The 21,703-nt window shown below is 42.5% G+C and carries 26 protein-coding genes, 1 riboswitch and 1 other annotated feature (1 of these 28 running past the window's edge); of the genes, 21 read left to right on the top strand and 5 right to left on the bottom strand.

The annotated features are described in order from the left end of the window. Nucleotides 1-8, top strand: a sequence feature (ribosomal protein L21 leader region) (it extends 65 nt beyond the left edge of the window). Between the two features lie 12 nt (nt 9-20). The 7 genes from rplU (at nt 21) to pheA (ending at nt 4,554) form a co-directional block, all read left to right on the top strand. Beyond that, on the top strand, nt 21-329 hold the full coding sequence (gene rplU / locus ACYH0L_RS12590; RefSeq protein ID WP_003216781.1) for a 50S ribosomal protein L21: 309 nt from the start codon (nt 21-23) through the stop codon (nt 327-329). A gap of 14 nt (nt 330-343) precedes the next feature. Further along, entirely contained in the window at nt 344-682 is a 339-nt protein-coding gene (locus tag ACYH0L_RS12585; protein WP_256498850.1) for a ribosomal-processing cysteine protease Prp, read from the top strand. A 12-nt stretch (nt 683-694) separates the two neighbouring features. After that, nucleotides 695-979, top strand: a complete 285-nt coding sequence (rpmA, locus tag ACYH0L_RS12580) for a 50S ribosomal protein L27 (protein ID WP_003216586.1) — start codon at nt 695-697, stop codon at nt 977-979. A 277-nt stretch (nt 980-1,256) separates the two neighbouring features. Continuing rightward, entirely contained in the window at nt 1,257-1,820 is a 564-nt protein-coding gene (locus ACYH0L_RS12575; protein ID WP_482354083.1) for a Spo0B C-terminal domain-containing protein, read from the top strand. Nucleotides 1,821-1,871: 51 nt separating this feature from the next. Beyond that, nucleotides 1,872-3,158, top strand: a complete 1,287-nt coding sequence (gene obgE / locus ACYH0L_RS12570) for a GTPase ObgE (protein WP_482354082.1) — start codon at nt 1,872-1,874, stop codon at nt 3,156-3,158. A 55-nt stretch (nt 3,159-3,213) separates the two neighbouring features. Then, nucleotides 3,214-3,657, top strand: a complete 444-nt coding sequence (locus ACYH0L_RS12565) for an ACT domain-containing protein (RefSeq protein ID WP_003216269.1) — start codon at nt 3,214-3,216, stop codon at nt 3,655-3,657. A gap of 18 nt (nt 3,658-3,675) precedes the next feature. Beyond that, nucleotides 3,676-4,554 carry a prephenate dehydratase gene (pheA, locus tag ACYH0L_RS12560; protein ID WP_099727782.1) on the top strand — a complete coding sequence of 293 codons (879 nt, stop codon included), beginning with the start codon at nt 3,676-3,678 and terminating at the stop codon, nt 4,552-4,554. Nucleotides 4,555-4,778: 224 nt separating this feature from the next. Here pheA and ACYH0L_RS12555 read toward each other — a convergent pair whose 3' ends face one another. Together ACYH0L_RS12555 and ACYH0L_RS12550 are read right to left on the bottom strand one after the other, a co-directional pair. Then, nucleotides 4,779-5,321, bottom strand: a complete 543-nt coding sequence (locus ACYH0L_RS12555; RefSeq protein ID WP_099727781.1) for a transcription repressor NadR — start codon at nt 5,319-5,321, stop codon at nt 4,779-4,781. Nucleotides 5,322-5,324: 3 nt separating this feature from the next. Next, entirely contained in the window at nt 5,325-6,467 is a 1,143-nt protein-coding gene (locus ACYH0L_RS12550) for an IscS subfamily cysteine desulfurase (protein WP_180275526.1), read from the bottom strand. A 97-nt stretch (nt 6,468-6,564) separates the two neighbouring features. Between ACYH0L_RS12550 and nadB the strand changes: the two genes are divergently transcribed. The 6 genes from nadB (at nt 6,565) to thiC (ending at nt 14,632) form a co-directional block, all read left to right on the top strand. After that, nucleotides 6,565-8,136, top strand: a complete 1,572-nt coding sequence (nadB, locus tag ACYH0L_RS12545) for an L-aspartate oxidase (RefSeq protein WP_099727779.1) — start codon at nt 6,565-6,567, stop codon at nt 8,134-8,136. Continuing rightward, on the top strand, nt 8,118-8,981 hold the full coding sequence (gene nadC / locus ACYH0L_RS12540) for a carboxylating nicotinate-nucleotide diphosphorylase (protein ID WP_482354081.1): 864 nt from the start codon (nt 8,118-8,120) through the stop codon (nt 8,979-8,981). Before nadB ends, nadC begins: the two co-directional genes overlap by 19 nt. Then, entirely contained in the window at nt 8,968-10,077 is a 1,110-nt protein-coding gene (gene nadA / locus ACYH0L_RS12535) for a quinolinate synthase NadA (protein ID WP_482354080.1), read from the top strand. Before nadC ends, nadA begins: the two co-directional genes overlap by 14 nt. A gap of 132 nt (nt 10,078-10,209) precedes the next feature. Further along, the gene (safA, locus tag ACYH0L_RS12530; protein WP_099727776.1) at nt 10,210-11,457 is read left to right on the top strand and encodes a SafA/ExsA family spore coat assembly protein; all 1,248 of its coding nucleotides are present in this window, start codon (nt 10,210-10,212) and stop codon (nt 11,455-11,457) included. Nucleotides 11,458-11,590: 133 nt separating this feature from the next. Next, a complete protein-coding gene (locus ACYH0L_RS12525) occupies nt 11,591-12,208 on the top strand; it encodes a YhcN/YlaJ family sporulation lipoprotein (protein ID WP_099727775.1) in 618 nt (205 codons plus the stop codon). Nucleotides 12,209-12,634: 426 nt separating this feature from the next. Continuing rightward, a riboswitch (TPP riboswitch) is annotated at nt 12,635-12,745 on the top strand. A gap of 126 nt (nt 12,746-12,871) precedes the next feature. Continuing rightward, nucleotides 12,872-14,632: a phosphomethylpyrimidine synthase ThiC gene (thiC, locus tag ACYH0L_RS12520; RefSeq protein ID WP_249705009.1), complete on the top strand. Its 1,761-nt coding sequence runs from the start codon at nt 12,872-12,874 to the stop codon at nt 14,630-14,632. Between the two features lie 33 nt (nt 14,633-14,665). On the opposite strand, the gene ACYH0L_RS12515 is transcribed toward thiC, so the two are convergent. Then, entirely contained in the window at nt 14,666-14,821 is a 156-nt protein-coding gene (locus ACYH0L_RS12515) for a hypothetical protein (RefSeq protein WP_180275525.1), read from the bottom strand. Between the two features lie 191 nt (nt 14,822-15,012). On the opposite strand from ACYH0L_RS12515, the gene ACYH0L_RS12510 reads away from it, so the two are divergent. Further along, on the top strand, nt 15,013-15,195 hold the full coding sequence (locus ACYH0L_RS12510) for a hypothetical protein (protein ID WP_078061691.1): 183 nt from the start codon (nt 15,013-15,015) through the stop codon (nt 15,193-15,195). 35 nt (nt 15,196-15,230) lie between these two features. On the opposite strand, the gene ACYH0L_RS12505 is transcribed toward ACYH0L_RS12510, so the two are convergent. Next, nucleotides 15,231-15,875, bottom strand: coding sequence for a protein kinase family protein (locus tag ACYH0L_RS12505; protein ID WP_249705010.1), 645 nt, complete (start codon nt 15,873-15,875; stop codon nt 15,231-15,233). A 239-nt stretch (nt 15,876-16,114) separates the two neighbouring features. Between ACYH0L_RS12505 and ACYH0L_RS12500 the strand changes: the two genes are divergently transcribed. The 7 genes from ACYH0L_RS12500 to yajC all read left to right on the top strand — a co-directional run bounded on the left by ACYH0L_RS12500 (nt 16,115) and on the right by yajC (nt 21,132). After that, complete coding sequence (locus tag ACYH0L_RS12500) at nt 16,115-16,615, top strand: intercompartmental signaling factor BofC (protein WP_180275528.1); 501 nt, start codon at nt 16,115-16,117, stop codon at nt 16,613-16,615. Nucleotides 16,616-16,763: 148 nt separating this feature from the next. Further along, nucleotides 16,764-17,369, top strand: a complete 606-nt coding sequence (ruvA, locus tag ACYH0L_RS12495) for a Holliday junction branch migration protein RuvA (RefSeq protein ID WP_249705011.1) — start codon at nt 16,764-16,766, stop codon at nt 17,367-17,369. Nucleotides 17,370-17,380: 11 nt separating this feature from the next. Continuing rightward, the gene (ruvB, locus tag ACYH0L_RS12490; protein WP_099727770.1) at nt 17,381-18,385 is read left to right on the top strand and encodes a Holliday junction branch migration DNA helicase RuvB; all 1,005 of its coding nucleotides are present in this window, start codon (nt 17,381-17,383) and stop codon (nt 18,383-18,385) included. Further along, nucleotides 18,378-18,578 (top strand): DUF2905 domain-containing protein, encoded by a 201-nt coding sequence (locus tag ACYH0L_RS12485; RefSeq protein WP_012010741.1) that lies wholly within the window; start codon nt 18,378-18,380, stop codon nt 18,576-18,578. The genes ruvB and ACYH0L_RS12485 overlap by 8 nt, the downstream gene beginning before the upstream one ends. Before the next feature lie 34 nt (nt 18,579-18,612). Continuing rightward, nucleotides 18,613-19,641: a tRNA preQ1(34) S-adenosylmethionine ribosyltransferase-isomerase QueA gene (queA, locus tag ACYH0L_RS12480; RefSeq protein WP_249705012.1), complete on the top strand. Its 1,029-nt coding sequence runs from the start codon at nt 18,613-18,615 to the stop codon at nt 19,639-19,641. A gap of 31 nt (nt 19,642-19,672) precedes the next feature. Then, nucleotides 19,673-20,818: a tRNA guanosine(34) transglycosylase Tgt gene (gene tgt / locus ACYH0L_RS12475; protein ID WP_034321314.1), complete on the top strand. Its 1,146-nt coding sequence runs from the start codon at nt 19,673-19,675 to the stop codon at nt 20,816-20,818. 47 nt (nt 20,819-20,865) lie between these two features. Continuing rightward, entirely contained in the window at nt 20,866-21,132 is a 267-nt protein-coding gene (gene yajC, locus ACYH0L_RS12470) for a preprotein translocase subunit YajC (RefSeq protein ID WP_008360993.1), read from the top strand. A 49-nt stretch (nt 21,133-21,181) separates the two neighbouring features. Here yajC and ACYH0L_RS12465 read toward each other — a convergent pair whose 3' ends face one another. Beyond that, entirely contained in the window at nt 21,182-21,559 is a 378-nt protein-coding gene (locus tag ACYH0L_RS12465) for a TIGR04086 family membrane protein (RefSeq protein WP_230030510.1), read from the bottom strand. Nucleotides 21,560-21,703 lie beyond the last annotated feature (144 nt).

Genomic DNA, 21,703 nt, shown 5'->3' with positions numbered 1-21,703 from the left:
GTTTATTAGGAGGTGCAGAGATGTACGCAATTATCGAAACTGGTGGTAAACAAGTTAAAGTTGAAGAAGGTCAAACTGTTTATGTTGAAAAACTAGCTGCTGAAGCAGGTGAAACAGTTACTTTTGAAAACGTATTGTTTGTCGGCGGAGACACTGTCAAAGTGGGTAACCCTTCAGTTGCTGGAGCAACAGTAACGGCTAAAGTTGAAAAACAAGGTCGCGGTAAGAAAATTACTGTGTTCAAGTACAAACCGAAGAAAAACAACCACAAAAAACAAGGTCATCGTCAACCTTACACTAAAGTTGTTATCGAAAAAATCAACGCTTAAGGCGTGTGAGTGATATGATCAAAGCAACCATTACTCGGTCAGCGGCAGATGAAAGCATTACGTCTTTTCGGATGACTGGACATGCCGAGTTTGCTGAAAAAGGTCAGGATCTCGTTTGTGCAGGTGTATCTGCTGTTGTTTTCGGCTCAGTCAATTCAATTATTGCACTGACAGGAATCGATCCACTGCTTGATATTGGAGAAGAAGGCGGCTATTTCACTTTTGAATTACCGGCTGATACAGATCCAGTATCCTTTGAAAAAGCCCAGCTGCTTTTAGAAGGCATGGTCGTTTCCTTAGAGACAATCGAACGAGATTATCACGATTATGTGAGAATATCAACAAAAAAATAGGAGGTGAACTTCATGCTTAGATTAGATCTTCAATTTTTCGCATCTAAAAAAGGGGTAGGTTCTACAAAGAACGGACGTGACTCTGAGTCTAAACGTTTAGGCGCTAAACGTGCTGATGGTCAATTCGTAACTGGTGGTTCTATCCTTTATCGTCAACGTGGAACGAAAATCTATCCAGGTGAAAACGTTGGACGCGGAGGCGACGACACTCTTTTCGCTAAAATCGACGGAACTGTTAAATTCGAACGTTTCGGTCGTGACCGTAAAAAAGTGAGCGTATATCCTGCGGCACAATAATTGCTAAAAACTCCGGTCATTGACTGGAGTTTTTTTCACTATTCAGGGAGCTTTTGCGCTTTTTATAAGTGGTACCGAAGATGATAAAAGAAGATGCACTCCATAAATATCAAAGAACGTTTGCTGACTTTGCCTCATTTTCTCCTATACGATCAGAAAAAACAACCTTTCCTCACATAACTAGTGTTTTTCTATGCTGTCTTCTCTGTTATAATTCAGGGAGACATATTGATGATAAGACTCCTAAAAGAGAGACCAAACGATTGGGAGTGCGATAATGGAAGAGATATCAAGTAAACAAAATGAAAAATTAACTCACGTTGCATTAACAAATGAATTGATCTATCTGCTCAGTCGTTCAAGACATGACTGGATGAATAAATTGCAGCTGATTAAAGGCAACTTGACATTAGAAAAATATGACCGAGTGTTTGAAATTATAGAAGAAATGGTCATTGAAGCACAGCATGAATCAAAACTCTCAAATTTAAAAATTCCCCAATTGGCCTATTACTTTCTAACATTTAATTGGGAGTCGCATTTTATCACCCTAGAATATGAAGTGCTTGGTGAAGCCCGAGACTTATCAGCATATGAATCGCAGCTGCTAACGGTATCACGGGAGTTGTTTTCGATATTCGATCAATCAGTTTGCCAAAAAACTGAAAATCATTTAACGGTCACGTTCCAAACAGATCATGAAGAGAATGATGTGATCTTATATTTTGATTTCAAAGGAAAATTAACAAGTTTGGATGCGTTAAATGCGTTTCATGACGCAAACTATCCATGTATGAGTATAATGCAATTTCATGTGACGTCTCATGAGTCCATGATTTAGCTTTGTTTGAGGCAAGAACGAGATATGTGATGCAGAGAAACGGAGGAAGTTATGTTTGTAGATCAGGTTAAAGTGTATGTTAAAGGCGGTGACGGCGGAAACGGTATGGTGGCGTTCCGTCGTGAAAAATATGTGCCAAAAGGCGGCCCAGCAGGCGGCGACGGCGGAAACGGTGCAGATGTTGTATTTGAAGTGGACGAAGGCCTTAGAACATTGATGGACTTTCGTTATAAGCGCCATTTCAAGGCTGATCGCGGCGAGCACGGGATGAGTAAAAACCAGCATGGACGAAATGCTGAAGAAATGGTCGTCAAAGTTCCACCGGGTACGGTTGTCACAGATGCAGAGACGGAACAAGTACTAGCTGACTTAACAGAGCATGGGCAGCGTGCAGTGATTGCAAAAGGCGGACGAGGCGGACGTGGAAATTCACGTTTCGCAACACCGGCAAACCCTGCACCACAGCTTTCTGAAAACGGTGAGCCAGGTAAAGAACGTGACGTCATCTTAGAATTAAAAGTGCTTGCGGATGTTGGACTCGTTGGTTTCCCAAGTGTCGGGAAGTCGACGCTGCTTTCGATTGTCTCTTCGGCTAAACCGAAAATTGCAGATTATCATTTTACAACGCTTGTGCCGAACCTAGGAGTTGTCGAAACAGACGATAACCGAAGCTTTGTTATGGCGGATCTGCCAGGACTTATCGAAGGAGCGCACGAAGGTGTTGGCTTAGGTCATCAATTTTTACGTCATATTGAGCGTACACGTGTGATTGTCCATGTTATTGATATGTCTGGACTTGAAGGGCGTGACCCATACGAAGACTACGTGACAATTAATGAAGAGCTTGAGCAATACAATATGAGATTGACAGAGCGTCCGCAAATCATTGTGGCCAACAAAATGGACATGCCAGATGCAGCTGACAATCTAGCCGCATTTAAAGAAAAACTAACAGATGACTATAAAGTGTTCCCAATTAGTGCGATCACAAGAGAAGGGCTTCGTGAGCTCTTATTTGAAATCGCCAATCAGCTTGAAACGACACCAGAATTCCCGCTCTATAATGAAGAAGAGCTGTCTGATAACCGTGTGATGTACAAGTTTGGTGAGGGAGATGCACCATTTGAGATCTCGAGAGATCCTGATGGTACGTTTGTCTTAACTGGTAAAGCACTTGAGCGACTGTTTAAGATGACAGATTTCTCAAGAGATGAATCCGTTAAACGATTCTCCAGACAGCTGCGCGGAATGGGTGTCGATGATGCCTTACGTGAGCGCGGTGCAAAAGACGGCGACATCATTCGTCTGCTTGAATTTGAATTTGAATTTATTGATTGATCAAAAGGAGGGTCCAGTCCATGGGCTCTCCCGTTTTTAAAAGGGGAGAAAACAGGTGAAAGAAGAAACGTTCTATTTAGTAAGAGAGGATGTCCTTCCAGATGCGATGCGAAAAACGCTTGAAGTCAAAAAGCTTCTCGATCGCAAAAAAGCGGATTCAGTTGCCGATGCTGTTCAACAAGCGGATTTAAGCCGCAGTGCTTTTTATAAATACAGAGATGCTGTTTTTCCATTTTATACGATGGTGAAAGAGCAGATCATCACATTGTTTTTCCACCTTGAGGATCGGTCTGGGGCTCTGTCAAGGCTGCTTCAAATTGTGGCGGACTCTGGCTGTAATGTGTTATCCATTCACCAAACCATTCCGCTGCAAGGAAGAGCGAATGTCACACTATCGATCAGTACGGCTGGCATGGCAGATGATATTAATACCGTCATGAATCAATTAAGAAAACTTGAATTTGTCGAAAAAGTTGAAATTCTAGGTTCTGGAGCGTAAAAGGAGAGATTATAGCAGATGAAGCAATTAACTGTAGGTTATTTTGGACCAGAGGCAACATTTACTCATTTGGCCGTATGCTCTTGCTTTCCTAAAGATGCAGTGCAGCGGGCCTATGCAACGATCCCGCAATGTATGGATGCTGTTTCAAAGGGCGAAGTAGATTTGGCAGTCGTTCCGCTTGAAAATGCACTCGAAGGATCTGTGAACTTAACGATTGATTATTTAATTCATGAAGAAGCACTATCCATTGTTGGTGAAATGACAGCACCGATTCGGCAGCATTTGCTTGTCCATCCATCGAGGGCGGAGAGCTGGGAAACATTAGATGTGATTCAGTCACATCCGCATGCAATTGCCCAGTGTCATCAATTTTTGAAAAAGCACTACCCTCATATTCCGCATCGCCCAGTGGAATCAACAGGCTATGCAGCGAAATACATCAGTGAGCATCCAGATGAAGCTGTTGGTGCGATTGCCAATGAAATTGCTGCAAAAACGTACGGATTGACCATTGCGAAAAAAGACATTCATGATTATCCGCACAATCACACACGTTTTGTTATTTTACATAAAGATCCTAAGGCGTCGTTTCCGATGAATTCTGGTTTTTCTTCAAAGCCAAAAACGACCATTGTTGTCAGTCTGCCAAAGGATGACCAATCAGGCGCTTTACATCGCGTGCTATCTGCTTTTTCCTGGCGAAATCTGAACTTGTCAAAAATTGAATCTCGCCCGACCAAAACAGGTCTTGGACATTATTTATTTATCATTGATATCGAAAAAGAAATGGATGATGTCCTTGTCCCTGGCGCGATTCAAGAATTAGAAGCGATTGGCTGTGAGGTCAAGCTGCTCGGCAGCTACCAAACATATGAATTAACGAATGAAAAATAGTGTCCTGTGTAGGACACTATCAGCGTGTAGCCAAACCCTCGCATTCGTTGTCATGTCTGCGTGCCGGTGCTCACGAATGTCAAATTCGCTCCGCTCCGGTACTCGTCCTTCCTAGACTTCAAGGGTTTTCATAACACGCTGAAAAGAAGGACAAAGGGCTAAAATAAAGATCATTTTAGCCCTTTGTCAACAATCTGATAGTGTCCTGTGTAGGACACTATTTTTTAGTCTTTAATCAAAAATCCAGCGTCATCTAGCGCTTGAATGGCTTGATCAAGCTGCTTTTGGCTGTAGGAAGTGAGTGTATGTAAGTGTACGCCATCTGTTAGCTCTGACAAGTAGGAGGCGCCAGTGTTAGAAATGTGATGAACGAAGTCAGCTACTTGTTTACGTGTGCTGACGCGAATGGAGGCAGTCAGCTCTCCGTAAACGGGGTGTTCTATGATCACGTCTTTCACCGTCACACCAAAGTCTACAATCAATGTCAGTTCTTCTTCTGTACGAAGAGGATCATGTTTGCAGGCGATGATTTGTTCAATTTCAGTTTCTGGCGCATGAAGCGGCGCCATATACACATAGCCTTGGCTTGTGGCGATAATGGGTTCGTTTTTTGCTTTTAATAATGATATATCTTGTACAATGACTTGTCGTGATACAGCGGCCTTTTTAGCTAAAAAGCTTCCAGTGAGCGGTGTATCTGTTTCTTTCAGCCACTGTAATATGGCCTTTCTTCTTTCTTCGCCAATGAGCTTCCTCTCTTGCTCCACGTCTTATGCTCCTTTCTTCTCCTTTTGCAAGTTCTCAAATGTATGCAAAAGCTGATCGATGTCATCTGTTGATGACCGTCGTCCAAATGATATTCGAATGAACTGAAGGGCATCACGATCTGATACATGCAATGCCTTCACAGCAGGGGAAGGGTGATGGTAACCAGAAGCACATGCGCTTCCAGTTGATATACAAATCCCATGCCGGTTACATGCTAACATTACATATTGTCCTTCAAACCCTTCAAAAAAACAACCAATAATATGAGGCAGCATGCGGTAATTGTTATTGTCCTGAAGCGTACGGACAGGCAGCTGACGTTTTTTTATCTGCTCAAGAAAATAATCACGAAGCTGCTCATCTCGTTTATGCTGCTCATCGAGCTGAAGCATCATTTGTTCACTCGCCGCGGCAAAAGCACCGATACACGGAACGTTCACAGTTCCAGGGCGTAAGCCATTTTCCTGAACTGCACCTGCATATACAGGCTTCCAAGGGACATGTGCACCCATATAGACAGCTCCAGCGCCCTTAGGTGCATACACTTTATGACTAGAGATGGACATGGCATCGACCCCGAGCTCCTTAATGGAAACACGAATTTTCCCGAATGTTTGCACAGCATCTGTATGAAAAAAAATGTGTCTTTCCTTTAAAAGAGGCGCTAATTGAGCCAATGGCTGGATAATCCCTGTTTCTGAGTTTGCATGCTGGATGGATACTAGTCCTGTTTCAGGCAATAAAGCTTGTTTGAGAATCTCCTTTGTGATGATCCCTTCTTCATTCGGTTCTATGATCGTGACCTTCACGCCGAGGCGTTGCAAGGCGTTAACCGCGTGATGAACGGAAGGGTGTTCTACTGATGTGGTAATGACATGCTGTTTATGTGCGGGCAGCCCGTTCATGATCGATTGAATCGCAAGGATATTGGATTCAGTTCCGCCACTTGTAAAGTAGATGCCGTCTGGTTCGCCCTTAAGCATCGTAGCGAGTGATTGTCTGCTGTAAGTCAATATGTCATTTGCTCTTCCCCCTGCATCATGAAGGCTGCTTGCATTCCCGTAGCAATCTTTGCTCAGCTGTTGGAATACATGTAGAGCTTCTTCAGAAACGGGTGTAGAAGCTGCATAATCTAAATAGACCAAACCATCCATCTCCTGTGTGAAAATTTTTTCTTGTATTTATTGTAGTCTTGTGTAATGATATGTGTCAAGACAGGTGTAAATGACAGGAGGGGCGATTGTGTCATTACTTAAAAAAGTCATTGTGGTGGGATCAGGCATTGCAGCGCTTTCCTTTGCGAAAACCATATCAGAAAACTGCCAAGTCATCATGATGACAAAAAAACAATTTTCCTCTAGTAATTCCATGCTTGCACAAGGAGGAATCGCTGCTGCCTTTGCAGCACATGATTCAGTTGATCTACATGTGCAAGACACGCTAGCTGCTGGCTGTGATCATAATGATGACCAGATCGTACAGGAGATCGTGTGTCTTGGAAAACGCCTTGTGAAGCAGCTTGAAGCAGAAGGCTGTCCATTTGATCGGAATGAAGCGGGAATGCCGCAGTTAGGTAAAGAGGGGGCACACACCCGTAATCGCATTTTGCATGGAGGAGGAGATCAAACAGGTAAAACCCTCGTGCAGTTTCTGAAAAGTCAGCTTGGTTCACATATTCATTTATACGAATATCATCATGTCATTGATCTATTAGTTCATGAAGGGAAATGTGTCGGTGTTGTGTGGAAAGATGAGAAAGGACACGTACATACCATGACCGCAGATGCAGTGGTTTTATCCACTGGTGGCTGCGGATCTCTATATGAGACAAACACAAATGATTCTTCTGTAACAGGAGACGGGCTGATGATGGCCTACCGAGCCGGAGCACAATTAGCGGATCTTGAATTTGTTCAATTTCATCCGACCCTTTTGACGATCGCTGGAAAAGCAGTCGGTCTTGTTTCAGAAGCAGTGCGAGGGGAGGGAGCTTATTTAGAAGATGAAACAGGCAGGCGTATCATGAAAGGGATTCATCCACAGACAGATTTAGCTCCTAGAGATGTGGTCGCTAGAGCTATTTTTCATGAGCAGCAATTAGGTCATCATCTGTATCTCAACATCCATGATATTCCGCATTTTTCTATTCGTTTTCCAGCGATTGATGCGATGTGTCAGCGGGCGGGAGTCGATATGGCAAGCGGCCGGCTGCCAGTTTCTCCTGGTATGCATTTTTTAATGGGCGGAATCAAGGTCAATGAATATGGAGAAACGACCGTTCAATCGCTTTTTGCCATCGGTGAAGCGGCTTGTACAGGTTTACATGGCGCCAATCGACTGGCAAGTAATTCTCTTCTGGAAGGTCTCGTTTTAGGAAGCAAAGCGGCAAGACGAATTGAGCAATTGCCAAAACTGCAAAAAACAATCCCATCTCTTTCAATACAAGAAGTATGGTCTGTCCCGACTATGTCAGAGGCTCAGCTTAGAAAATGGATGACAGCATATGCCGCGATTGTTAGAGATGAAAAAGGCTTGCAGACCTTACTCGATGAATTAGAACAAGTCTCTTTTCAGCAAATCAATGTGAAGGATATCACAAATAAACAGATTGAATTAAGCAATCAATGGGCATTAGCGACTTGCCTTGTTAAGTCTGCATTACTCCGTACAGAAAGCAGGGGCAGCCATTATCGAATGGATTATCCAAAGCGGAATGATGCCTTGTGGCGAGGGAAACAGATTGTGCATGAAAAAGGCCACATTCACATCATGAAAAATGAAAGGATCGGTGCCAAATGGAACGTTTACAGTTAAAACAAATGCTCACTCATTTTTTAAAAGAAGATATTGGCTTTGGAGATGTATCAGCTGATGCCATCTTTGAAGACAAGAAAGGAACAGCTTATATCATCGCAAAACAATCGGGTGTATTGGCAGGATCACCAGTCATTGAAATGGGGTATGGCCTGCTGAGTGAACAGATTCAAACTGAACTGTTTTTCCAGGAGGGTGATTGGATTCATTCAGGTGCTGTACTGGCTCAAATAAGAGGCACAGTCAACGACTTGCTAAAAGGAGAACGGGTCATTCTGAATATATTACAGCGCATGACAGGAATCGCCACCTTAACACATGAAGCAGTGCAGCGATTAGCTGATCCGTCTATTACGATCTGTGATACGAGAAAAACGACACCCGGCTTGCGTATGTTAGAGAAATACGCAGTGAAAGTAGGAGGTGGAAAGAATCATCGTTTCGGCTTATCGGACGGTGTGATGATTAAAGATAATCATATTGCCGCATGTGGTTCTATCCGTGAAGCTGTAAAAAAAGCAAGAGCATACGCCGGTCATATGGTGAAAATTGAAGTGGAAATTGAATCAGAAGCACAGCTCATGGAAGCCATAGATGCAAAAGCAGATGTCATCATGTTTGACAACTGCTCCCCCGCCGAAGTAAAGCGTTTTAAACAAATGACACCAGAGACGATCCTGACAGAGGCATCAGGAGGCATCACATTAGAGACATTACCAAGCTACCGGGGGACAGGTGTAGACATCATTTCGCTTGGTTTTCTGACACATTCTGCTCCATCATTCGATTTTAGTATGAATATGGAATTCAGCCATAAAGGGGGAACGACTCATGTCCATGCTTGATGTACTAGCGAATCAACATTCGGCCATGATGCCAGATGAATATAAACACCGCTCTTATGAAGAGATGAAGCAGCGTGTGTTAGACATTAAACGAGCTTTTGGATCAAAGCTTTTTATACCAGGCCATCATTATCAAAAAGATGAGGTCATCCAATTTGCAGATGCAACAGGTGATTCATTGCAGCTAGCGCAAATAGCTGCTGACAATCAGGAGGCAGAATACATAGTGTTCTGCGGTGTTCACTTCATGGCAGAAACGGCAGATATGCTGTCAAAAAAGAATCAGCACGTCCTGTTGCCAGATATGAGAGCAGGCTGTTCAATGGCGGATATGGCGAACATGAAACAAACGGACAGAGCATGGAAACAGCTCACTGATCTATTTGGAGATACGATACTCCCGCTCACTTATGTCAACTCAACAGCTGATATTAAAGCATTTGTCGGCAAGCATGGCGGGGCGACCGTCACATCTTCAAACGCTAAGAAAGTACTGGAGTGGGCGCTTACACAAAAAGAGCGGATTCTGTTTCTCCCTGATCAGCATTTAGGGCGTAATACAGCCTTTGATTTAGGTATCCCGCTAGAAGAAATGGCTGTCTGGGATCAAGTAGAAGAAAAGCTCATCACCGATCAGCCGCTCCATCGCATCAAAATGATTTTATGGAAAGGGCATTGCTCCGTACATGAGAAGTTTACCGTTCAGAATATTGAAGAAACGAGAAAAAGAGATCGTGACATTCAAATCCTTGTCCATCCAGAGTGCACGCATGAGGTGGTAAGAGCTTCTGATCTAGCTGGTTCAACGAAATTTATTATTGATACGATCAAGCAGGCGCCAGCAGGAAGCAAGTGGGCGATCGGAACAGAAATGAATTTAGTCAAACGCATCATAGACCAGCACCCGGATAAACAAATTGAATCCCTTAACCCAGATATGTGTCCATGTTTGACCATGAACCGTATTGATCTGCCTCATTTGTTATGGTCACTTGAAAGTATTGAGAAGGGTGAGCCGGTTGGTTTGATTCAGGTCAATGAAGAGATAACAAAAGAGGCTTTGCTTGCATTAAATAAAATGCTCACCATTAAATAAAGCATCAGCCCCTCCTATCAGAAAACAAGTTTTTATCATATCGGCTTGTAAATAGGCATAAATTTATGTTGAAACATATTGTACTTCTGACATAACCGCTACGTTCACGTTTTGCAATAGGAGGGGAAAACGTTGAAAATTCATATTGTGCAAAAAGGAGACTCCCTTTGGAAAATTTCAAAGAAATACGGAGTCGACTTTCAAGAATTGAAAAAACTAAATTCACAGCTCAGTAATCCAGATTTGATCATGCCGGGTATGAAGATCAAGATTCCATCTAGTGGTGTTCCTGTGAAAACAGATCACCAAAAAGTGAAAGAAATGCCAAAGCAGAAAGAACATCCGTATGTGAAAGAAAAGCCAAAGGATGTCGTGCAAGTGCAAGATACGAAACCGAAGGAAAAGCCAAATGAACCGGTACCTTATGTACCGCCAGTGCCAAAGATCGAGCAGCCAGTTTTTCCGCAAGTTGATGTGAACTATTATCAGACCAATCTCTACCAGCCATTCACGCCTCCTCCCAAAAAAGAACATCATGAGAAAAAAGATCACTTTTATGAAAAGAAAGATCATGTTCATGATGAGAAGAAGGACCATAAAGATCACAAGGATCATTTTTATCATGAAAATAAGGACCATAAAGATCACAAGGACTATTTTCATCATGAGAATAAGGATCATCACAAAGATGAGGTGGCAAAGGGATATGATCCGTTTATTCATATTCCGCTTCAAAAAGAGGAGGGAAAAGATATGGAGCATAGCAATTACCCAAACCTTCCTAACTTCCCACAAATGCCGAATGTTGGAGGGACAGCAGTAGGAGGAATGGCAGAAAATAAAGATCATCACCAGCATCCTCATCATGAATCATATGATCCTTATTATGGTCATGGTCATTACATGCCTGCGATGTATCCATATCCGCAGCAAATGGTGCCGGCTTCACCTATCTTACCGGGTTCAGGTCTTTGTTATCCGGTCCAGCCCTATTATCACCATCACATGATGCCGTATCCTTACCCGGCCCAGCCGTATTATCCAGCCTATCAAGCGCCAGCTTACTACGGGGAAAATCATGAGCATCATGCAAACGATGGACATCACTGGCACCACCATATGCATCCAAATACAGGCGCAAATGCGAACGTGAATGCGAACGTGAATCAAGGCTTTTATCCAAACGCTTCAAATGAAGCCTATGGCAAGGAAGACTGCGGTTGTGATGATGGCATGAAGCATCATCATCAGCCATGGCCTGGACATTATCCAAATCCTGTTCCTTATGGTCAAATGGGGGCTTATCCTGCTCAGCCTTATATGCAGCCATATCCGGGTCAATCCGTTTTTGCAAGACCAGAAGAAGACGAAGAAGATTAATGACAGAAGGGACGATCTCAATCGTTCCTTTTTTTGTTTATAACTGACAGCTTGATTTTTCCCTGAACTGTACATGCTAAAACAGAGCCAGTTTCGCGCTCATGAGATTGAATTTGTACAGGGGGTTTTTCGTTTGAGACAAAAATGGCAAAAAACAATCGCATTAGTGCTTCTTCCTATTGGTTTAACTGCATGTGGTACAAATGACAATGCGGGTGTAGATACTCGTTATAATCAATCAGGCCAGCCGGTCGGTTATCATTCGAATCAACGGGCGGCAGACAATAACCAAGATCACCAAGGCCCAATTTCTGAGCTTATGGAAGGGATGAACGAAAATACAACGAATGTTGATTATCGTTCGCGTCCTACGGAGGATCAAGTGAGAATGCCGCTTACTGGCGGAGATGGACGCTACAGTCATGGAGATATGAATTATCATAACCAAATGTCGTTCTCTGGCTACGATAAACAAGAGAACATACAGCGTTCACGAAAAATTGCGAACCGCGTGAATAAAATGAATCACGTAGCAGACTCACAAGTTATGGTCACTGATGAAAATGTCTATATTGCGATTAAATCGGATGGACGTCTGACGGAAGAGGGCGTATCACAAGTAGAAGAAGCAGCGACTCGTTATGCAGATGGAAGAGCTGTCCAAGTCATCAAAGATGAAGGAGCATTCACACGCTTCAGAGATATGAGAAAAACACAATTTGAAACAGGACAAACAGGCATGACCCGATAGTTGAATGAATAAAAAAGGCTAAAGTTCATTACGAACTCTAGCCTTTTCTTAAAAAAATATCTTGATGCCTATATAAAATTCGTAAAAGAAATAACAGCCAAATCCAAGTAATAAAATACCAGCAATAATGGATGTCCACTTCATCATCGTCCGATTCATCACTGATAAATGTTAGAAATGTTTGCAATCGACTAGAACTTCCTTTGAACAAGTAGTTTGTATAAAAAATTCTTCATTTAGATTAATTATACATAGTAGGAAAAAAGGATCAATGATGATTTCTGATTTGATCGAAATAAAGGGGAAGCTGTTGTATAGAAGTTTGCATATCATGCTCATCGGTACAGCTTGTAGGGGAAAGGAACTATTTTCCTGAATCTTCTTTTTTTCATATCGTCTCTATGATAAACTGATGTGGAAATCAATAAAAGTGACTAGGGGTGCCCGCTAAAGTGGGCTGAGAGAGAAGCTTAAGTTTCTTAACCCTTTGGACCTGATCTGGCTCGTACCAGCGTGGGGAAGTTGAAGATGATACATGTGTCATATGAATGACATTCATGTTTTTTTCTGACGACGAAACCAGGTTCTCAACATAGAGCCTGGTTTTTTGCTGGTGCTGATTCCATCCTGTCCGATGACAAAAAGAGAAGGAGAGAACAGCAAATGAAAGAAAAGAAAAATGTCCCATCAACCCAATCTTTACTATCAAGCTTTGACGGAAGTCGAAAGGTGTATGAGCAGGGCTCAAGACCTGACATCTTGGTGCCAAAAAGGGAGATTATGCTCTCAAATACTGTGACACAGGCGGGCGACATTCAAAATGACCCGATCCGTGTGTACGATACAAGTGGACCGTACACAGATGAAAACGCCCATATTGATGTTACAAAGGGTTTAAAGCGTCTTAGAGCGGCGTGGATTAAAGAAAGAGGAGATACAGAAAGCTATGAAGGTCGTCATGTGAAACCAGAAGATAACGGGTATCGTTCAAAGGGGAAAGAGTCCTTTCATCATGTCCATACTGATTTTCATCATGTGCCGCTCCGCGCGAAAAATGGCGCCAGTGTGACACAAATGCATTATGCAAAAAAAGGCATCATCACACCTGAAATGGAATTTATCGCTTTGAGAGAACAGCTGAGCCCTGAGTTTGTGAGAGAGGAAGTAGCTAGCGGAAGAGCAGTCATCCCAGCGAATATTAACCATCCAGAAAGTGAGCCGATGATTATTGGAAAGCATTTTCACGTCAAAATCAATGCGAATATTGGCAATTCAGCTGTGACGTCATCCATCGATGAAGAGGTAGAGAAGATGACGTGGGCGATCAGGTGGGGGGCAGACACAATGATGGACCTGTCCACTGGGAAGGACATTCATACAACGAGAGAATGGATCATTCGGAATTGCCCAGTCCCAGTAGGAACCGTTCCCATTTATCAGGCACTTGAAAAAGTGAATGGAGTGGCAGAAGATTTGACGTGGGACGTGTACAGAGACACATTAATTGAACAAGCAGAGCAAGGTGTAGACTACTTCACGATTCATGCGGGCGTACTATTAAGGTATATTCCGCTTACAGTCGATCGGGTAACGGGAATTGTGTCAAGAGGCGGAGCTATTATGGCAAGGTGGTGTCTCGCTCATCATCAAGAAAACTTTCTTTATACCCATTTCGAAGATATTTGTGAAATTATGAAAACCTATGATATTGCTTTTTCTCTTGGAGATGGACTCAGACCAGGTTCGATCGCTGATGCAAATGATGAGGCGCAGTTTGCAGAGCTGAAAACGCTAGGGGAATTGACAGAGATCGCCTGGAAACATGATGTACAGGTGATGATTGAAGGACCTGGACATGTCCCAATGGATAAAATCAAAGAAAATGTCGATAAGCAGATGGAGATTTGCAAAGAGGCACCATTTTACACGCTAGGACCTCTTACAACAGATATTGCCCCGGGGTATGATCACATTACATCCGCTATCGGCGCTGCCATGATCGGCTGGTATGGAACAGCCATGCTCTGCTATGTGACACCAAAAGAGCATTTAGGTTTGCCGAACAAAGAAGATGTGAGAGAAGGTGTCATTGCTTATAAAATTGCCGCACATGCAGCTGATCTAGCAAAAGGACATCCTGCTGCTCAAAAGCGCGATGATGCATTATCGAAAGCCAGATTTGAATTTAGGTGGCGGGATCAATTCCACCTGTCACTTGATCCAGAAAGAGCTTTGGCGTTCCATGACGAAACATTGCCTGCTGAAGGCGCAAAGACCGCTCACTTTTGCTCCATGTGCGGACCGAAGTTTTGCAGTATGAAAATTTCTCATGATATCCGCAATCAATCAGAAGAAGTGAAAAAAGAGATGGAGAAGAAGGCAAAAGAGTTTATCAGCCAAGGAAGTCAAATCTATCAATCCTAAAAAAAGAACCTCGCACTCCTTTTGTGCGGGGTTTTATAAAACGGCTGAAAAGGCTTTTCTCACGAGATGGAAAAGTGCTCTTACTGCAATCGCCATGATTTCCATACTCGGAATCAGGGCATCTGTTAAATGAAACAAGACAGTTTGTCTCTCTGGGGATGTTCTTTTCTTTTTCTTTTTCTGTTTCATGAAGACAGCCCCCTTTTTAAACAATATACTTCTTTGCAGATTAGAGAGATAGAGATGTTGTGTGAATTTAAACAAAATTTAAACTTCTTGTGTTTGGAAGGAAAGAAGGAGGGGAAACGAGTTGAGTAGAGAATGAATGAAAAGAGCTGACCTTACCAGTTAGCGAACAAGAAAGAGTGGAAGGTGATCTTATGATGAAAGTATTCAAGGTAACATTTCATATGAACAATGGGGAAGTGCTTGATTTCGAGCTGAAACGTCCAGCTACCTACGATGTGTATAAAAAAATTGAGGAATCCAATCAATGGTTTAAGCTGAATAATGAAATCATTAATCTATTAAATGTAAATAGTATCCATGTAGAAACAGAATAAAACAGAAAAGCCGCTCGGAAGGAGAGCGGCTTTCGTTATGCGGAGAAATCATTTCGGTTGTTAAGCTGGCCGCGGGAGAGCCAGTTCTTTTTATATAAATAGGCAATCACTTCAAGCCACAGACGCGGCGCTTTTTTAGGGAAAAAAGGTTTTTGGTAATAGGCGTAAGCGGCTTTTAAATCATTCCATTGATGACATGTTTTCGTTTGGGTGAAGCGGGCAACGTCGATCACCTTAACGAGGCCTTCCTTTGTTAATATCAGGTTGCGCAGATGGATATCTGAAGGGTTTAACCCTTTCTCACGTGCTTCTTCTAGCGCTTCATCTACTTGTTCAATCATTTGTTTCTTGATCGGAATACCCTTTGTCAGGCATTCATAGAATGTGTAGCCTTTAATATATTCCATTAAAATATACTGATCCCCAGACTCATAAATCTCAGGGTAGTATGACGAACCGGAAAGTTTTTCGTAAATTGCTGCCTCTTTGCGGGCAATGTGTTGATAAGAAGGGAAAAAGACTTTTAGCGCCATTTTCTTGCCAGCTTTTTTATATGAAAATACATAGGCACTTCTTCCTTTGCCGCACAGCTCAAGCTCTGCCGGTTTTAAGGTGAGCTTATTAAAACGTTTTTCTTCATGATACTGAATCGATTCGGCTAATCTTTTGATATCTGACATTGACTTCACCTTCTTTGGTTTCAGTTTATGCGGCTGAAAAACGAATGATGAAAAAACCGTTTCATTCGATAAAGCAATGGATTGTATAAAACATAACATTTACGAATGAAGGATACAACGAAAGACTCTTAAAACGAGTCAGTGTAATCGGTTTGGTTAATGTTTAGAAAAATGGGTCAAACTACATATGTCATGCATCGATCTTATGTTCTAAAGAGGTGTAAATAGTGAAAGTGAAGATGAAACGTTTCGTTACAGGACTTATCATGACAAGTGTTCTTTTTTTCGCTGCGGATATGGAAGGAAAAGAACACTTGCAAAAGCAGTCAAACACCATCACCGTGCAGCTTGAAAAAGTCTATCTAGACGGCGATGTGAGTATTGAAAGACACCGGGCATCATTAGAAGACAAAGACACATTTTGGACGCAGTATAAAGGCTGGACGCTGGTAGAACAACAAGAGGATTTTGCCCTTTTTAGAAAACAAATTGATGATATCTCTCCATTAAGTAAAGCAAATGGATATATCGGATTATCAGAGGACGGTGTCATTTCTACGTTTCATGGAAGGCCAGGCGGCTGGGCGGAGCCTATTCATCTCTTCTTTCAAATTGATACGTCCCGTTTAGAAAGCCATGTGGAGGAGCAGCTTGAGCAAGGCATTCCTTTTCGAACAAAGGATGAATTTGAGCATGTGCTTGAAGTCATGCAACCTTACCGAAATGAAATATCATTTTAAAGCGTGTGACAGCTTGCTGGTGTGAGGGCCGCAAGCTGTTTTTCATGGTTGCACCGTAAAAATGGACTGAGCGAACGTATGTTAACTTTTATTGCGGTTTTCTCTTCGATTTATGTTACAATGAAGAACAGTCAAAGAGGTGAAAACGGTGATAGAATTTGTGAAAGGGACCATTGATTATGTGTGCCCGCAATATGTTGTCATTCAAAACGGCGGAGTGGGATATCAAGTCTATACCCCAAACCCGTTTATCTATCAAGTAAATAAACAAGAAACGATTTATACGTATCATTACATAAAGGAAGACGCATTTTCGTTATATGGATTTCAAACAAGAGAAGAAAAAGCGTTGTTCACAAAACTGTTAAATGTCACAGGGATTGGACCAAAGGTTGCACTTGCGATCCTTGCTTCCGGTGATCCTGGCGCTGTCATTTCAGCGATAGAACGTGAGGATGAAGCATTCCTTATTAAATTCCCTGGCGTTGGCAAAAAAACAGCTCGTCAGATCATTCTAGATCTAAAAGGAAAGCTTGCAGATGTGGTGCCAGAAATGATTGGCAACTTATTTAATCACGAGGATCATATTCAGATCGAAACGCAGCAAACCGCATTAGATGAAGCGCTCGAAGCGTTAAGTGTCCTTGGATACGGTGATCGTGAAATCAAAAAGGTTCTGCCTTTATTAAAAGAAGAGAAAAATCTCACAACCGATCAATATGTGAAAAAAGCTTTACAAAAAATGTTGAAATAGGGTGATGTCTCATGGATGAACGGCTCGTCTCAACTGAAGCAGACAACCATGAATCAGCCATTGAGCAAAGTTTGCGGCCGCAGACACTTAGCCAATATATCGGTCAGCAAAAAGTAAAGGATAATCTCAGCGTGTTTATTGAAGCTGCCCGGATGAGGCAGGAAACGCTGGATCACGTCCTTTTATATGGACCGCCTGGACTAGGGAAAACAACGCTTGCGTCGATCATTGCCAATGAAATGAATGTTCAGCTGCGTACAACGTCTGGACCAGCAATTGAGCGTCCTGGCGATTTGGCGGCTATCCTGACATCTCTTGAACCTGGTGATGTTTTGTTTATTGATGAAATTCATCGCTTGCAGCGCTCAATTGAGGAAGTGCTATATCCGGCGATGGAGGATTTTTGTCTAGATATCGTCATTGGAAAAGGAGATACAGCGCGCTCTGTACGGCTTGATTTACCGCCATTTACACTTGTAGGTGCTACGACCCGTGTTGGGCTTTTAACAGCACCGCTTCGTGATAGGTTTGGGGTACATGCAAGATTGGAATACTATGAGCAAAGAGATTTGGCTCACATTGTGGCAAGAACAGCCGAGCTGTTCGAGATTGGGATCGACGTTCGCTCAGCAGAAGAGATAGCGAGACGTTCTCGGGGGACGCCGAGGGTCGCCAATCGTTTACTCAGAAGAGTAAGAGATTTTGCGCAGGTGCTTGGGAATCATGCCATTACACAGGACATTGCAGAAGATGCCCTTGAACGTCTCCAAGTCGACAGGCTGGGACTGGATCATATAGACCACAAGCTGCTTTTAAGTATGATTGAAAAATTTAGAGGCGGTCCTGTTGGACTTGATACGATCTCAGCGACAATTGGAGAAGAATCACATACGATTGAAGATGTGTACGAACCGTATTTACTGCAAATTGGTTTCCTGCAAAGAACACCAAGAGGCCGGGTCGTCACAAGAGAAGCGTATGAACATTTTCAGATGGAGGTTCCGATTCGTGACTGAATTCCCTAAAATATTGATGATTTTAGGTGGTGTCCTTTTTGCCGCAGGCTTAGTGTTTCAATTGGTTGGTAAGCTTCCAGGTGATATTTTTGTGAAAAAAGGAAATGTGACGTTCTTTTTTCCCGTTATTACGTGCATTGTCATTAGCATCGTACTAACCATTTTACTCAATATCTTTGGACGTATGAAATAACGTTAACTAGTTAACTACAGAATAGGTGAAGGAAATGAAGTTAGAACTATTTGATTTTGATTTACCAGAAAGACTGATTGCTCAAGTTCCACTTGAAAAACGAGATGCATCAAGACTGATGGTCTTAAATAAACAAACGGGTACGATCACACATGATACATTCTCACAAATCACGGATTATTTTCAAAAGGGTGATTGTCTCGTTTTAAACAATACGCGCGTTCTGCCTGCACGTCTGTTTGGCATGAAAGAGGATACAGGTGCAAAAGTTGAACTTCTTCTATTGAAACAAGAAGAAGGAGACAAATGGGAAACACTCGTAAAACCAGCCAAGCGTGTGAAAAAAGGAACGGTCATCACATTTGGTGATGGACGGCTTCAAGCGGTATGTACAGAGGAGCTGGAACATGGCGGAAGAAAAGTCGAGTTTCAGTATACAGGCATTTTTTATGAAGTGCTTGAATCCCTTGGAGAAATGCCGCTGCCTCCATATATTAAAGAGCAGCTTGACGATCGTGAGCGATATCAAACCGTGTATTCTAAAGAAGTTGGTTCAGCCGCGGCTCCTACTGCCGGTCTTCACTTTACAACTGAACTGCTGGATGCGCTGAAAGCGAAAGGTGTGCATATTGCTTTTATTACCTTGCACGTAGGGCTTGGCACCTTTCGTCCTGTCAGTGCGGAGCGCATAGAAGAACATGAAATGCATGCAGAGTTTTACGAAATGAATGAAGAAACGGCTCAAGAGCTTAATCGCGTGCACAAAGAAGGCGGGCGGATTATTTCAGTTGGCACAACATCAACACGAACGCTTGAAACCATTGCAAGTGCACATGATGGCGAATTCAAAGCGTCAAGCGGCTGGACGTCGATCTTTATTTATCCTGGCTACACATTCAAGGCAATTGATGGGATGATCACGAATTTCCATCTGCCAAAATCCTCATTAATTATGCTTGTCAGCGCATTAGCTGGACGAGAGCACGTACTGAAAGCGTACAATGAGGCAGTAAAAGAGGAATACCGATTCTTCAGCTTTGGCGATGCCATGCTGATTCAATAACATCATTCAACAAAGACAGGAGGGCTCATTTTTGTCGCAATTACCGATACGTTATGAGTTCATTAAATCATGCAAACAAACAGGTGCACGTCTTGGCCGCGTTCATACACCGCACGGGTCGTTTGAAACACCTGTATTTATGCCAGTAGGTACACTGGCTACAGTGAAAACAATGGCGCCTGAAGAATTAAAAGCAATGGATGCAGGCATCATCTTAAGCAATACGTACCATCTATGGCTCCGTCCGGGTCATGACATTGTCAAAGAGGCGGGCGGTCTGCACAAATTTATGAACTGGGATCGAGCCATTCTGACTGATTCAGGCGGCTTCCAAGTATTTTCATTGAGTGAATTTAGAAAAATCGAAGAAGAAGGCGTTCACTTCCGTAATCATTTAAATGGAGACAAGCTGTTCCTTTCTCCTGAAAAAGCCATGGAAATCCAAAATGCGCTCGGCTCTGATATTATGATGGCATTTGACGAATGCCCTCCATACCCAGCAGAGTACGATTACATGAAACGTTCTGTGGAGCGGACAAGCAGATGGGCAGAGCGCTGCTTAACAGCGCACCAGCGTCCAGAAGATCAAGGTCTGTTTGGGATTGTCCAAGGCGGAGAATACGAAGAGCTTCGTAAACAAAGTGCAAAAGATCTTGTTTCACTTGATTTCCCAGGATACGCCATCGGAGGCTTATCTGTTGGTGAACCAAAAGATGTGATGAACCGTGTGCTGGAGTTCACAACGCCATTTTTACCGGCAGACAAGCCAAGGTACTTAATGGGTGTCGGCTCACCAGATTCATTAATTGACGGCGCCATTCGCGGTGTAGATATGTTTGATTGCGTACTGCCGACGAGAATTGCGAGAAACGGCACCTTGATGACAAGTGAAGGACGTCTTGTTGTGAAAAATGCAAAATATGAGCGTGATTTCAGACCAATCGATGAAAACTGTGACTGCTACACATGTAAAAACTACACACGCGCCTATATTAGACATTTAATCCGTACAAATGAAACGTTCGGAATTCGATTAACAACTTATCATAATCTTCATTTTCTGTTAAAATTAATGGAGCAAGTGAGAGAAGCTATCCGTGAGGATCGTTTAGGTGATTTTAAAGAAGAGTTTTTTGAGCGTTATGGCTTTAACAAACCGAATGCGAAAAACTTTTAACGCATAAACGAAAGGCTTTACAATCATATAGAAAGGGGTGAGATAGAATGGATGGTGGTATGGGTTCAATCATTATGATTGTTGTCATGTTTGCTGTGCTTTACTTCTTATTAATCCGTCCACAGCAAAAGCAACAAAAAGCTGTGCGTCAGATGCAGCAATCTTTATCAAAAGGCGATAAAATCGTCACAATCGGTGGTTTACACGGTGAAATCGACTCAATTGATGAATCAAAAGTGGTCATCAAAACAAGCGAAAACAACCGTTTAACTTTCGACCGTCGTGCTATTAGAGAATTAGCTGACAAAGGCTAATCCTCCAATACATAGCCATAAAAAAAGAGCGAATCATATCGCTCTTTTTTTATTTGCCACGGAGATTGACCCCAATCATTCCCCCAAGCATACAAATCCCCAAAAAGGCTGCATGATAGATGAATTGCTCTGGTGAAAAGGTTTCTCCAAACCCTAAATACTGAAATAAGAATACAGTAAGAGAAAAGATAAAAGAAGTGACGGCACCAATGAGCCAGCCTCGTTCCTTTGCTTTCCCTCCAGAAATGATCCCTCCTAAAAAAAGTGCCACGAAGGACAAGATCATAATCATCCATTTAAACGATGATTCCTGCATACTTGTAAAGCTAAGCATGAGTGACACAAGTAAGCTTGTGACAATCATCACGACAAAAATGGCAATTAAGCCGGATAAAATTCCTTTTCCTATTTGTTTCGTTTCCTGCATGTGATTCGTCTCCTCTCCAATTGACCGAAGCTTGTCTTTTACTAAAATGTATTCACGACGAAGAAAAAATAGACATGTTTCTCACGATAAAAACAGAGGCTTTCTTTTCTACATAAATAAAGTGTTTTGACACAAGCTATGATG

The organism is Bacillus sp. MC1252, from assembly GCF_056838025.1.
Note: the sequence above shows the minus strand (reverse complement) of the source record. Positions and strands in the feature narration are given on the sequence as shown.